Source organism: Algoriphagus faecimaris (assembly GCF_900101705.1).
Classification (GTDB): domain Bacteria; phylum Bacteroidota; class Bacteroidia; order Cytophagales; family Cyclobacteriaceae; genus Algoriphagus; species Algoriphagus faecimaris.
Window position 1 is genome coordinate 72,817 of the sequence record NZ_FNAC01000018.1, and the last position, 12,886, is coordinate 85,702.

15 protein-coding genes are annotated in these 12,886 nt (G+C 40.4%); 3 read left to right on the forward strand and 12 right to left on the reverse strand.

Annotated elements, in window-relative coordinates:
- Nucleotides 1-105 precede the first annotated feature (105 nt).
- From BLQ57_RS11105 to BLQ57_RS11115, 3 genes are read right to left on the reverse strand one after another with little or no spacing between them, the layout of a single operon-like run.
- A complete protein-coding gene (locus BLQ57_RS11105; protein WP_087939435.1) occupies nucleotides 106-1,647 on the reverse strand; it encodes an FG-GAP repeat domain-containing protein in 1,542 nt (513 codons plus the stop codon).
- Nucleotides 1,644-2,384, reverse strand: coding sequence for a copper homeostasis protein CutC (locus BLQ57_RS11110; RefSeq protein ID WP_087939436.1), 741 nt, complete (start codon nucleotides 2,382-2,384; stop codon nucleotides 1,644-1,646). Before BLQ57_RS11110 ends, BLQ57_RS11105 begins: the two co-directional genes overlap by 4 nt.
- Nucleotides 2,385-3,359 carry an isoaspartyl peptidase/L-asparaginase family protein gene (locus tag BLQ57_RS11115; protein WP_087939437.1) on the reverse strand — a complete coding sequence of 325 codons (975 nt, stop codon included), beginning with the start codon at nucleotides 3,357-3,359 and terminating at the stop codon, nucleotides 2,385-2,387. It abuts the gene before it with no gap.
- Between the two features lie 83 nt (nucleotides 3,360-3,442).
- Between BLQ57_RS11115 and BLQ57_RS11120 the strand changes: the two genes are divergently transcribed.
- Nucleotides 3,443-4,204 (forward strand): creatininase family protein, encoded by a 762-nt coding sequence (locus BLQ57_RS11120; RefSeq protein WP_087939450.1) that lies wholly within the window; start codon nucleotides 3,443-3,445, stop codon nucleotides 4,202-4,204.
- Here the strand turns inward: BLQ57_RS11120 and BLQ57_RS11125 are convergent, their stop codons facing one another.
- From BLQ57_RS11125 to BLQ57_RS11145, 6 genes are all read right to left on the reverse strand, one after another.
- The gene (locus BLQ57_RS11125; protein ID WP_087939438.1) at nucleotides 4,205-7,723 is read right to left on the reverse strand and encodes a VCBS repeat-containing protein; all 3,519 of its coding nucleotides are present in this window, start codon (nucleotides 7,721-7,723) and stop codon (nucleotides 4,205-4,207) included.
- Nucleotides 7,724-7,861: 138 nt separating this feature from the next.
- On the reverse strand, nucleotides 7,862-8,032 hold the full coding sequence (locus BLQ57_RS21140) for a hypothetical protein (RefSeq protein ID WP_169712737.1): 171 nt from the start codon (nucleotides 8,030-8,032) through the stop codon (nucleotides 7,862-7,864).
- A gap of 82 nt (nucleotides 8,033-8,114) precedes the next feature.
- Entirely contained in the window at nucleotides 8,115-8,366 is a 252-nt protein-coding gene (locus tag BLQ57_RS11130) for a hypothetical protein (RefSeq protein WP_087939439.1), read from the reverse strand.
- 66 nt (nucleotides 8,367-8,432) lie between these two features.
- Nucleotides 8,433-8,681 carry a hypothetical protein gene (locus BLQ57_RS11135; protein WP_092824088.1) on the reverse strand — a complete coding sequence of 83 codons (249 nt, stop codon included), beginning with the start codon at nucleotides 8,679-8,681 and terminating at the stop codon, nucleotides 8,433-8,435.
- Nucleotides 8,669-9,115, reverse strand: a complete 447-nt coding sequence (locus tag BLQ57_RS11140) for a DUF5675 family protein (protein WP_087939441.1) — start codon at nucleotides 9,113-9,115, stop codon at nucleotides 8,669-8,671. The genes BLQ57_RS11135 and BLQ57_RS11140 overlap by 13 nt, the downstream gene beginning before the upstream one ends.
- A gap of 4 nt (nucleotides 9,116-9,119) precedes the next feature.
- On the reverse strand, nucleotides 9,120-9,866 hold the full coding sequence (locus tag BLQ57_RS11145) for a hypothetical protein (RefSeq protein ID WP_087939442.1): 747 nt from the start codon (nucleotides 9,864-9,866) through the stop codon (nucleotides 9,120-9,122).
- A gap of 61 nt (nucleotides 9,867-9,927) precedes the next feature.
- Here BLQ57_RS11145 and BLQ57_RS11150 point away from each other — a divergent pair, with 61 nt between their 5' ends.
- Together BLQ57_RS11150 and BLQ57_RS11155 are read left to right on the forward strand one after the other, a co-directional pair.
- On the forward strand, nucleotides 9,928-10,131 hold the full coding sequence (locus BLQ57_RS11150; protein WP_087939443.1) for a hypothetical protein: 204 nt from the start codon (nucleotides 9,928-9,930) through the stop codon (nucleotides 10,129-10,131).
- Nucleotides 10,132-10,329: 198 nt separating this feature from the next.
- On the forward strand, nucleotides 10,330-10,752 hold the full coding sequence (locus tag BLQ57_RS11155) for a hypothetical protein (RefSeq protein ID WP_087939444.1): 423 nt from the start codon (nucleotides 10,330-10,332) through the stop codon (nucleotides 10,750-10,752).
- Nucleotides 10,753-10,952: 200 nt separating this feature from the next.
- On the opposite strand, the gene BLQ57_RS11160 is transcribed toward BLQ57_RS11155, so the two are convergent.
- From BLQ57_RS11160 to BLQ57_RS21145, 3 genes are all read right to left on the reverse strand, one after another.
- Nucleotides 10,953-11,333 carry a hypothetical protein gene (locus BLQ57_RS11160; protein WP_139162712.1) on the reverse strand — a complete coding sequence of 127 codons (381 nt, stop codon included), beginning with the start codon at nucleotides 11,331-11,333 and terminating at the stop codon, nucleotides 10,953-10,955.
- Between the two features lie 462 nt (nucleotides 11,334-11,795).
- Nucleotides 11,796-12,488, reverse strand: a complete 693-nt coding sequence (locus BLQ57_RS11165) for a hypothetical protein (protein WP_092824090.1) — start codon at nucleotides 12,486-12,488, stop codon at nucleotides 11,796-11,798.
- Nucleotides 12,489-12,502: 14 nt separating this feature from the next.
- On the reverse strand, nucleotides 12,503-12,886 hold a 384-nt coding region (locus BLQ57_RS21145), incomplete at its 5' end, for a hypothetical protein (protein ID WP_175444664.1).

Here is a 12,886-nt window from a genome sequence, read left to right on the forward strand (position 1 = left end):
TGAAATTTTGATGAATCTTTAATCTACTGATTTTTTTGAAAAATAAAAAATCTTAAACCAATAAATATTACATATTCAATACTTTAAACAAGTAAAAACACATTATTAACGAATATTATTCCGAAACAAAACAAAGGGTAACCAGTCTGTTTCCCTTCTACCGTATAAGTCTTCAAAACTAAAAGTACCCACTACGATATCCAGATCTCCATCACCATCCACATCTCCTTTTTTTAAAGTTAGCACGTTTAGATCCGGAAGCCCATCAGCTACAAAAGGTTCAAAATCACCGTCTCCATTTCCAAAGAAAAAAATCAATCGCTCATCTAGAACTTGATCTCGATCCGGAAAAAAGGCCAATACAACCAAATCCAAATTCCCATCTTCATTAAAATCCCCCACTTCCAAGCCCGTTGCCCCATGCATGGGGTAAAACCAAGATTCCTCAAAGGTTCCATCCCCTTGATTTTTAAACACCCGCACTCCATGAAAATACTTCAATACCTGAGACAAGTCCGCATTATCCCCATTGACCAAAATCAAATCTCTCAAACCATCACCATCCACATCTTCATAATAAAAATCACTTGACCCAAAAGCAGGCTGAAACTGTAAAACTACCTTCTCAATAAAGTTGCCATTTCCGTCATTCTCCCAAAAATAGATTCCTTCCCAAGCTTGCGTCATCAACCCGATGATGTCCAAGTCACCATCCTGATCAAAATCAGTCAAAATTGTCTTTCTTGCACCGGGCTGAGCTTTGATAATCTTTTCCTGAAGTCCTTCTGAACTGGCAAAATAGACACTCAACTTCCCGACATGATCTCCAAAATGAGCGACCACTTTATCCTCAACACCATCTCCATTCAAATCCCCATAGTTCACATCCACTGGTCTTATTAGGTTTTCTATATCCTGAAAACCGACCCAATCCTGATTTATTCGACGGTAATTGGTCAAGGCTCCCACAGAATCATTGGCAGGATCCATCAAACCCATGGTAAGCAAATCAAAGGATTCATCGGCATTCCATCGTATGGACACTGGCGCTATGGAGGTAGAGAGCGAATCCTTGATCGAAAAGCTTTCTGAGGGATCCAAAACAAATAGCTTTTGGTACCGATGCCCCAACCAAATCTCCCCAGTTTCAGGATGAACATCCACCAAAGTGGTCAAGGAGGGGAATTGGAAGTCGTAGGACGGAATGACCAAATCAAACCTAGGAATACCGACTTTTGGAGCTTGCTTAGCAGCTTGTTTGGCTGGAAATTCTGGCGCATTTTCTACATAATATGCTTCTAACTTATCCCAATCTGCCTGCTTGATCAAGGGATAATCGGAATAGACACCTTTGGGCACCCCTCTTTCTTCTGGAAGTGAAATGCCCATATCTTCAGCCAAATAAAGGCCAAGCCTTCTTCTCATATCAGGCAATACTCCAGTCTGCCAGGTTTTTTGATCAAGAATTTCGGGCTCTGGTTTGAGATGACAGTTCCCACAATAGACCTCGGCCAGCTTGGGCCCATCGAGTTTGAGATCCATTGATGCCAATTGCTGAAGGGAAGGGATGGGCTGCTTTCTCTCAGATATTGGATTGCATCCCAATGTGACAATCGCTACTACTAAATACCAGTATATCTTCTTCATCCCAAAGCCTCAAGAAATTGGTTAACGGTCACTGGATCTATACCTAATTGATGGCTAAAGGTTTTCGGGTCAGATGAAAATTGTACATCTGGATTAATAAATTCATTGGAACTTTGAACCCAGGTTTTGCAGGAAGCATGAATTTCTGAGAAATAAGGAGACTTTTTAAATCGTGTAACATGTTCTGGTTTGGCACCACCACCTGGCATGATGATGATATTATCCTTAGCTTTTTCCATCACGGCTTCGATCTGCTCGATCCCATCATCGATGGAGTTTTGGGCTCCCGAGGTCAAAATCCTTTTGAAACCACTTTGAATGATGGGTTCCAAGGCCTCTTCTTGGTCCCTGCAGGCATCAAATGCCCGATGGAAGGTGCATGGTCTTCCAGAAGCTGTACGAACCAGTGCCTCGCAAGCCTCCTGATTAATCTTTCCTTGGTTATCCAACACACCAAACACAAAACCATCTGCTCCCAAATCTCCTAAAAGCTGTATATCTCTCTTCATGACCATCAATTCTTTTTGCGAATAGCAAAAATCTCCCCCTCGAGGACGAATCATGACAAAAACAGGAATATCTAATTCGGATTTCAGAAACTTCAGCATTCCCGCACTTGGAGTTTCTCCACCTTCCAGAAAATTAGCACATAACTCCAAACGATGAATCCCTAGCGTCGCAGCATCCAAAGCGGACTGTACATTAAAAACGGGGGCCTCTAATAGATATGAGTTCATTTAAAAGTGACTTTTAGAATCAATCAATTCATTTTCTTGAAGCGTAGCTTGAGCATAATTAAAACCGGGATGAACAGCAAATGCCCCAACCTCCCCATCTTTATTCATTGCCAAAAAACCTGCCTGAATATCCTTGATCCCTTTATTTTTAGAAATTAAACGGAGTACCGCCTCCTGGCATGCCTCCTGAGGGCTTCTTCCTTGTCTCATCAATTCTACAATCAAAAACGCTCCGCAAATCTTGATAATCGACTCCCCCAATCCGGTAGCGGTGGCAGCTCCCACTTCATTGTCCACATACAATCCTGCTCCGATAATTGGGCTGTCCCCTACCCTTCCGTGCATTTTATAAGCCAACCCACTTGTGGTACAACTACCCGCTAAATAGCCTTCAGCATCCATTCCAATCATCCCTATGGTGTCATGATTTTCAATATTGATTATAGGCTTGTATTGACTGGTCTTTTTCCATTCTTGGTAAGCTGCCTCAGCTTTGGGACTCAGCTCTTCCTTTTCCAGTGGAAAACCCTCAGCTATAGCAAACTGCCGGGCTCCTTCTCCTGCCAACATCACATGAGGCGTACGCTCCATCACAGCTCTGGCTAAGGAAATGGGATGCTTTATTTGGCGTACAAATGCTACCGAACCACAAGATCCATCTCCAGTCATAATCGATGCATCCAAGGTGGTGATACCCTCACGATCCGGAAGACCTTGAAGACCCACTGAGAGATTATCCATATCCAGCTCGGTATCTTTCACACCTGCCTCTACTGCATCAAGGATAGTACCTCCTGATTTCAGCTGTTGGATGGCAGCATCATTGGCTGACAAACCATGATTCCAAGTAGAGAGAATCAAGGGTTTGGAGAAAGTTTCTTTAGTAGAAAAAGGTCGGGCGACAGACTCCATACCCGGAATTAAAAAAGCACTTCCCATCAGGGATTGTTTGATAAATTTTCTTCTTTGAGACATTGGCCTTATTTTAGATTCGAATGTTCAAATTATCAAATTTGACAGCGATTTACCCCAATTTTCAAATAATTCTTACAAAAACAATGAGACCCTATATCCTAAAAGAAGCTAATTGGAAATCCCTAAAAGATCATCGATTTGATTTAGCAGTATTACCCTGGGGGGCCACAGAAGCGCATAACTACCATATGCCCTATGGTACAGATATTTACGAAGCTGATGCAATTGGTGAGGAGTCTGGCAGAAAAGCATGGGAAAAGGGTGCGAATGCGGTGATTTTGCCCTCTATCCCTTTTGGGGTAAATACAGGTCAATCGGATATCTACCTGGACATGAATTTAAATCCAAGCACTCAATTTGCAATTTTACAAGATCTCATCGAAGTTTTAGACCGTCAAGGGGTAAAGAAGCTCCTGATTTTAAACAGTCATGGAGGAAATGATTTTAAAACCGCCCTTAGAGAATTAGGGTTGAAGTTCCCAGACATGATGCTTTTTACCTGTAACTGGTTTCAGGCCTTAGACAAAACTCAGTATTTCGATGAGCAGGGCGATCACGCGGATGAAATGGAAACAGCCTTGATCATGCACCTTCATCCGGAACTGGTCCTTCCCCTAGAAGAAGCTGGTGATGGGAATGAAAAGAAAAGTGTTATTTCAGGGCTAAGAGAGCGCTGGGCTTGGGCAGAGCGAAAGTGGTCTGAAGTCACCGAAGATACCGGAATCGGCAATCCAAAAAAAGCTTCCCCTGAAAAGGGAAAGCGATATTTTGAGGATGTAACTGATAAAGTAGCACAGCTAATCCTTGAAATCTGCGAAGTCAAGCCGGGCCAGATGTATAAATAATCAATCCATTCGGGAGAGGTCCAAGACTTCCTCCTCTCCCTTATAATTTACAGTTGTCAATGCTACAGTTCCTTTTGGTAAGGTGATCTCTCTAGAAGATTGAGAGAAAAAGCCTGAGCCAAAAGGAATTTCTATTCGCTGGATCTTACCATTTTCTAACTCGACTAAAACAGCAACTATTTCATGAGCTAATTTCAGGCTTCTTCCCTCATCTGCTCTTTTTTGAAATACTTTCAATTCTCCCCTATTTTGAGAAGCAACGTAGAGCGAGCCCCGAGTCGCCGAGGACAATTGGATCAGTGCTTTCCCATCTCCCGGAACTATAAAACCACTTTCGGAAGGTGAAAGTGCTTTGAAATTACCAGCTCCATCTCCCAGTAACACAAGCCCATTCAAAGCGTCTAATCTTCCTATAAAGATTTCATTACCATAGTCGTTTCCTACTAACATCACATCCAAAAGATCATCTTCATTAAAATCATCCACCCGAATACCAAAAACAGGAGCCATCTGAGCCTCCACTGGAAGGGGATGTATTTCAAACTGGCCATTCCCCTTATTTTCCAAAAATACCGATCGATCATAATTCCCTGTCAATACTAAAGCATCCTTTCTCTCTTCTTCCGTGAAAAGTGTAGACTCGGTAGTCATCCCATAGGATTTGTAACGATCAAACTTCCTTCGGAAAAGAATACTCTGTCCATACAAATCATCCCAAAAATGAACTGGATAAGATTCAAATTCTCCATTTCTATTTTTATACCAAGAAAAAATCACCGGATCCATACTCCCATTTTGATCAAAATCCTTGGCATATACTTTCACCGGCCGCTCGGCGGTTGGGTGATAGTGATTGTTTGCCCCCATATTTCCTACTATGAAATCCATATCACCGTCTTGGTCAAAATCAGCTGCAACGATGCTATTCCACCAGCCCAAATAGTTTTCCAAACCAGTTTGAGAAGATTTCACCAGCTTCCCGTTCATATTTTTGAAAACCGATATTTCCATCAATTCTCCGACTACGATCAAGTCAATCCAACCATCTCCATCGATATCCGACCAAATTGCATCAGTTACCATACCGATTGAGCTTAACCCAACCGCTAATTCATCGGTAACCTCTTTTAATTTTCCTCCTTCATTTTTCAGAAGGTAGCTTTTCTCAGGATGAGGGTATTGGGCTACGGGCGTCCTTCCTCCTATGAACAGATCTAAATATCCATCTCGGTCAAAATCCGCAGCTCTCACCGTACTACCATTTCCTGTAATTCCCCTAAAATCTGCATCTTGTCTAAAGTTACCTTCACCATCATTCCAAAAAAGTCTATCTTCATAGTAAGGTGACCCCGCTGCAAATTCCGTACTTCCACTCACTAAGTACAAATCCAAATCCCCATCGTTATCAAGGTCCAGCAATAAAAGTCCTTGCTCCTCAAATCCTAGATCAGTGCCTGGAAGCAATTCTTGCCTAAGAAAAGTCCCATCCGGATTTTGCTTAAACAGCCAAGGTGAATTTCCTGATGAGGAACCAACTATCAGGTCCTCTGTGCCATTACCGTCAATATCTCCCGCTGCTAAAGAAGGCCCATATTGTGTAAGCTTGTGAGGTAAGGTTCGCTGTACATTATAATCCACTTTGTCCGCTTCTTCATGGAAATAAACCAAGCCCAATTCAGAACTTACTTCTTCAAAAAGGATAGGCTCGGATACTGATTCCAAAACAGCCAAGTTTGTAGGCCCCACCAAAGCATCCTGATAATGAATTTCAAGGACTGTATTAACTTCAGGCTGCTTCAATTCACTTATTTTTCCATCCGGCCAAATGACCTTCAAAGATAAAACCGCTGACTTGCCTAAGCCAAAATGCACCACTTCCTCCACTGATGACATATAGCCTCGCACGACCTGTTGCTCTTGATATTGACTGGTACCGTTAGCTAAACTCAAGATAACCTTTGCTCCTAATCCCTGTAAGTTTTGCTTAGGCCCCTTTAGTTTGACACGAAGAAAATTTGGGGATTCTGGTTTTTGATTTAGGGTGTTTTCAAAAATCGAAGCGGGATCATTGATGTTATTCACCACATAGTCAAGATCTCCATCGAGATCCAAATCCACAAAGGCTGCTCCATTAGAAAAAGTAGGCTGATTGAGACCCCATTTTGCTCCTGAATCCACAAATGTCAAATCGCCATTATTTCTATATGCATAATTGGGAATTTTCACAATAGGAATAGAATCCAAAAGCTGACGAACCGTAGCCACATTTCCCACATCAGCCCGGTAATTTGCAAAGTCCTTATCGGTAATATCACGGGGGAAACCATTGGTTATCAATAAATCCCTCCAGCCATCATTGTCCATATCTGTAAAAAGTGGGGACCAAGACCAATCTGTCTGATAAACCCCTGCATACAGTCCTATTTCACTGAATGGTGCCTTAGGTCCATTATTCAAATGAAGCATATTTCGGACATGCTGATAATCATAGCCCCATTGTTCATTGCTGATATACACTTGATAAGAGTTTTTACCGATAGTGGTTTTTTTTCGATAATTATCCTCTCCTAGCATATCCAGCGTGATCAGATCAGGCTTAAGATCATTATTAAAATCAGAAAAATCAGCTCCCATAGAAAATTGGCTTTGATGCTTCAGCCAATTTGAACTTTTATTGGAGAAGGTGCCATCTTGATTATTGATATAAAGAATATCATTCGTGACGTAGTCATTGGATACATGAATATCAGGCCAGCCATCATTGTTAACATCAGTAATCAAAAGCCCTAAGCCAAATCCTTCTATGGTAATACCAGCTTCTAAGGTCACATTGGTAAAAGTACCATCGCCATTATTTCGGTAGAAGGCATCGTTATTTATGGCTGATCCATCGGTGATTTTCTCACGATAATTGGAGGGCACGATTTTGCTTTGTTCATTATTGAGAACATATAAATCCAAGTCTCCATCGAGATCATAGTCAATAAATGCCGCGCCCATGCTATTTCCAGGATCTGCTATCCCATAAACCTCGGCCATTTCTTCAAAAATCACTACCCCATCTGCATTTAATCCTTGATTGACAAAAAGAAGATTATTCCGCTCTCCTGGACCCGATTTCATAGCGGTGGCCACGTAGATATCCATCCAGCCATCGCCATTTATATCGACGACTGCTACTCCTGTACACCAATAATTCGAGGCTTGGATTCCCGCTGACGCGGAAATATCCTCGAAGCTAAAATCTCCCTTATTAAGGTACAATTTGTTATTTACCTGGTTTCCTGTAAAAAAAAGGTCAGGAAGTCCATTTTGGTCAAAGTCTGCTACAGCTACCCCACCACCGTTGAAAATATATTCATCGGTGAGAATATTAAATGAGTCTGTTTCTGTAATTAAGTTATTGAACTGAATACCGGTTTTATCGGGATCTTTTAGCTCAAATAATTTTTCATCTTTTTGGCAGGACCACAGTGCAAAGAGGAGCATTCCGATGGCCAGTTGAAATTTAATTTTCATAGGTTGGTTTGGGCTAAGTATTGGGGTTGAAATTAGCATTAATCAGTCAAGAGGAAAAAAAATAAGGCAAATTCAATGGGTTAAAGGCAAAAAAAGAAGGCCCAAAGCCTTCTTTTTAAATTAGATAGTATTCTAAAATTAGAATCCAGGATTCTGGATTAGAATATCCGAACCTACCAGGTCAATTTGATCCAGCGGGATTGGATTATAGATGTAGGGATCGGTAAAGGTAGCTCCGCCGAATGTTGAAGAAAGGAACTGCGCTTCATACTGAAGGTAAGCGTTCATTTCTTCATTGACGATACCCACCTAGATAGTTAATTTCTTTTTAATTGAAATAGAAACCGGGCAAGAGACCCGCCCGGCTTTAGGTTGATTAGGAATAAACGCATTACTGAACCGTGGACAGCAGCTTCTCGTGCAGTCTTTCCTCATCTACGGTGAGTTGGGAAATGCTCACCAGGATGGTGCCTGCAGTGATGGCATGCCCAGCATAGGCGGCCAAGACAGCGGGAACCGAACCCGGTGCGGTAATCACTGCGGTGCCTACGGCTGCGATGATTAATCCGGCTCTTTTTAGGATCCGGAAAAACTTCGGTGTGGGCGCCTGGGCCCTTTCTTTTAACTCTGTTAGTAAATTCATGATTTTATTGGTTTTGAACGGTTAGAATTTTTATCATTCCAAATCGGGGAGTTGCAGTCGTTTAGTTTATGAATCACCGATTTTGCTTCCCCATAGTCTCATGATTTTTTTATTGATGAGATTGGGGTATTTCAGCAGCATGGATTTGACCATGGCGAGTTCGGTTTCCATTCTGACCACAGCTTCCTTGAGTTTGGAAATCTCGGTACTCATCGACTTAATGTCCTGGACCAGGAGCTTCAGGAAAAAAGCGATGATGGAAAGGAGGAGTGCGATGACTCCTCCCGAAATAGCTTGCCACATCAGTCCATCCATTCGATTCGATGGTAAGTCAGATTTAAGGCCTGATCTGGACAGCTCCTTATCTCCAGGGTAGCCTTTTGATCTTTCTTGAGTATCTGCCCTACCCGATTTTTCATGGTTCGGAATTTTACCGGATCGGCTATTCCCTTTCCTTCATCGGTAATTGCAGATACCAGGACGATGTGTTGCAAACCTGAGCATAGGCCTATTTCCACTTGCTTTTTAAAGGCCTTTCTCATTCCGTTGGGGGTTTTGAACAGGATCAGCTTTTGGCGATGGTTTTCCACAGTTAGATCCAGTTCATAAATCCCTTCGGGAATACATGGGACCATCGGAAGAAAGTGGGCGGCTGGAGACTCCACGACTAGGGAGAAAAATTCCCCGTCCAGGTAGAGTTTCCCGCTTGTTCCGCCGGGCCAGTATTCCCTTTCCAGCAGCAGGTCCATTTGCTTAGACTACCGCAACGATTACTGCGGGATTCTGTGAAATATCCCGGCGCTCATATTGCTGCCCATTTAATTCCTCGACAAACTCCAAGCTTAATGCAAAGAAGTAATTTTCATTTGCCTGGTTTGGAATAGGTAGGGTCAGGACTTCGGCCGGTGCGGATGTAACTTTCAAAGGCAGGAATTCTGAGCTTTGGATTTCAGAATGGAATGTCTGCTCTTCAAAGTTGACCGCTGCGCGAATGAGTGAGAAGCGGTAGTGCGATGACCTTTTGGGTGAGATGAGGTATTTGGAAGGTGCCATTTCTTCAATCGTTACCGTGACTGAGGATTCATCCTCCAGGACCTCGAACTGCTTTTTCAGGATTTCTCCGAAAACGGCCGATTCTGAGAATTCGAATCCCCGCATCATTTGAATATCCCCGAGTTCGAATCTGCGTTCTCCTCTGGGACTTACCGGGTCGGTTTTAAGGACCTTGTTGACCGCAGAGTAAAGGCGGTTATGCAGTTTTCCCCCGTTTGATCTGAGTTCGATTTCCCGGAAAGCATTTTTCAGGAATTTGGCAGCGGATGCAGCCTGGGAAAATTCCTGCATGTTTTCACGGGTTCGCTGGTATCGAGGGTCATTGAGTAGTCTTTCTCTGCTGACTCCCCCTTTTCTTCTGGCGATGTAATTGCCATTTCTATTTTTATAGAAGGACAGATCTCCGATCGTTCCCTCGAGTTTGATTAATGAACTTTGTTTAGCCATGTTTTCAATTGATTTAAGTGAAACATGGCACTAATCTGGAGCTAAGGATTTGAGGATCAAAATGAAAGTAGAAAGTATGGATTCTGTGTATTCATTGGAATTTGTAGAAAAAGTAGACTCTGTGGACAATGTGGAAAGTATGGAGAAAAGTGCAAGTATCATGCGGGTATCTACGGGGTATCTATGGGGTATCTATGGAGTATCTAGGGGGCAAAGTGGGGTAATTGATGAATTGTCGAACTGGGGAATTGAGGAATGGAGTTAAGTAGGCAGTCGCAGTTTGCAGTAGGCTGTCTCGGGGAACTTTCGAGCTGATGAAATGGGGAATTGAGGATTTGTCGAAGGGACGGGGTCTAAGTCCGCCTTCGGCAGATATATGTGAAGGCATTGATCCGGGAGGGTTTCAATGGGTAAAGTTCTTGAATAGGATTAGCCCGTCAGAGCAGGTTTTATCGGTTTTCCCATGCTCCAAAAAACCATAAATGCTGTAAGGCTGGTCCTAAAAACCAATGTTCAGTATGAAAATCGAAAAAGGCTGAAGGCCTGCCCGACGCGGCGGGCCTTTAACTTTTCAATACCTGTGCGCCGCGGCGTAGCCCCGTATGAAGCAGCGACTGAAAGGAGCTGCGAAATGCGGGGTTTGGTGAATTGGAAAGACCCACACCTCGGCCTGGGGATCCCGACGGAAACCCGCCTCACCGTGCCGAGGAGTTCGACAAGATTGGATAAGGAAAACATCCTGAATAAAATTAACCCGTCAGAGCAGGTTTTAATGGTTTTGATTTGTTACTTTTTGAGGACAAAAACCAAAAAGTCTTTTGCCTCAGGCTTTATTTCGCAGTCGTTCGGATTTATTCCCACCGACTGTTTACCTTCCAAACAATAAGCTGGCTTCAAAAAATCCTTCGCTATCGGAACAGGTTTTCACTAAAAATGAAACCCTATAGTTATTACTTAAAACATAGTCCTCATTATAATTGATAAGGATTCACTTTGACTGTGCCAGTTTTTTAAGAAAAAACAGATTTCCCTACACTGATCGGAAAAAATGGTGCTAAGGTTTTCGATATTAAAATAAAATATTATTTAGTCGTAGAACCTGTCACAAGTCTGAATTAAATCATAAGCCTTTCCATCATTAAATATCAATTTAAAAGAAAAGCCCGCCTTTTGAAATTTTCTACCAATTAATTGGATATCCGAATATATTGGTTCATAAATTCTATATAGGTAAGCAGTATCTCGCTCAGTAATACTGAACTCTAATGCTCCATGATCAGAACTTAACTCAGAGATAGATTTTATTTCCCCATTTAATATCTCGCGAGAATAAAATGAATTATACTTTAGGCAAAGAGACTCTCCCTGCTCCATTCTACTAGGATTAAACAAATATACATACATAAGTAAAATCAATCCAAATGAAATCATTATTCCTACTAATAATAAACTTATTTTATTGTTCATTTTCTAATTAGGTTCGTTGTATTAATTTAATACATCACTCCCAAATTTCCAAAGCCAAAACTTATCGGAATATAGGGCAATGTTACTCCAAATGGTCTTTCCTTATATACTTCTCCCATTCTAGAATTCAAATAACCTTTGGTATGTCCCCCTCCCCTTGATTCAGAAGTAAAAAATGCACCAAAATCCATTTGACTTCCAATTCCTTCATAATCAGAATGTTCCTAACCGCTTAAATAACTGGACCAGTTTTGTTGCTTAAACTAGGAAAAAATGATCGAAGACTTAATCAAAAACGCACGACTTTTCTATCTACTAATCTACCACCAATTAGCCTAACATTAGTTCTTCCAACATTTATTAGATTTCCTAATTGTAAGATGCCATTTGTATTTGGCGCAAACTTTCTACTTCTACATACTTGATTTGCCAAATTTTGAATATCGTGGGGATTAAATCCATTTATAATAAAACAGCTAAATTATATAAAATATGAAGTATTATAGAGTAAAGCAATCCATTTTTCAACCGAATAGAGCAAAAAATTAATCCTAGAAATACTAAATGAAAAAACTTTAAAGCCAAAATCGGAACATGGGAAAAAGAAATTTCAAAACTATTAAAATGTAACACAACCCAAATGAAAAGTAACAAATAAAAATATAGAATATATTTTTTATTAATAAAATTTTTAATCTTCAACCATCTACTATTAAAAAATAGATAAATAAATAAAACACCCATCCCAATTGATAGAAATTCCAAAATTAAGAAATTAATCAAGTTAATATTTTTAGGATCAATAAATAATCCCATAATCAGCTTTATTATTAAGCCTATAATTAAAGAAAATGAAATAAACACTCCTATTTTTTCACTTCGAAGCGGCATCCTAAAACACAATTCCTCATATATAGGTTGATAAAATACCAATATAATCATAAAAATATATCCAAACTCATCTCTATTAAATAATTTATTATTAATACTGAATGGCAATCCAATCCGATCAAGAAAAATTCTAAAAAGAATATAAATAATTTCCACTATAACAATAATAATAATTAAATATAAGGAAAAATATAACTTTTTATTAAAACTAGTATTTAAATACCAAGTTTTAGGTTCTTTTAAGAATTCTAAAATTTTTGGCATAAGTTATTTAAATCTTAAATGAAAATTAGGAATATATATATATATATATATATATATATATATATATATGGCCTCCCCGGAAACCGGTCTGGATCGGAAGGAAGGGGTAATGTGTAAATTCCAGTAGGGTCTGTAGGCCCATATTTCTCGTTTGCTCTCAGAACTTTATCAATAAAAATAAATGCCCTTTTTGAATATTCTGAAAATTTGTTAAAATCTCTCCCCATATTAGTATTTCCAAAATATCTACCCCCTGGTAAATAATCAAACATATTAGCTTTATTATTCATTGGATTCCAAGCATTATCAACCCAAAAAAATTGTCCTCCTCTTGTTGACATTTTATAGTATGTTTTTCCATTTATTTCTCTAGAATTTCCAGCATATCCATAACCATC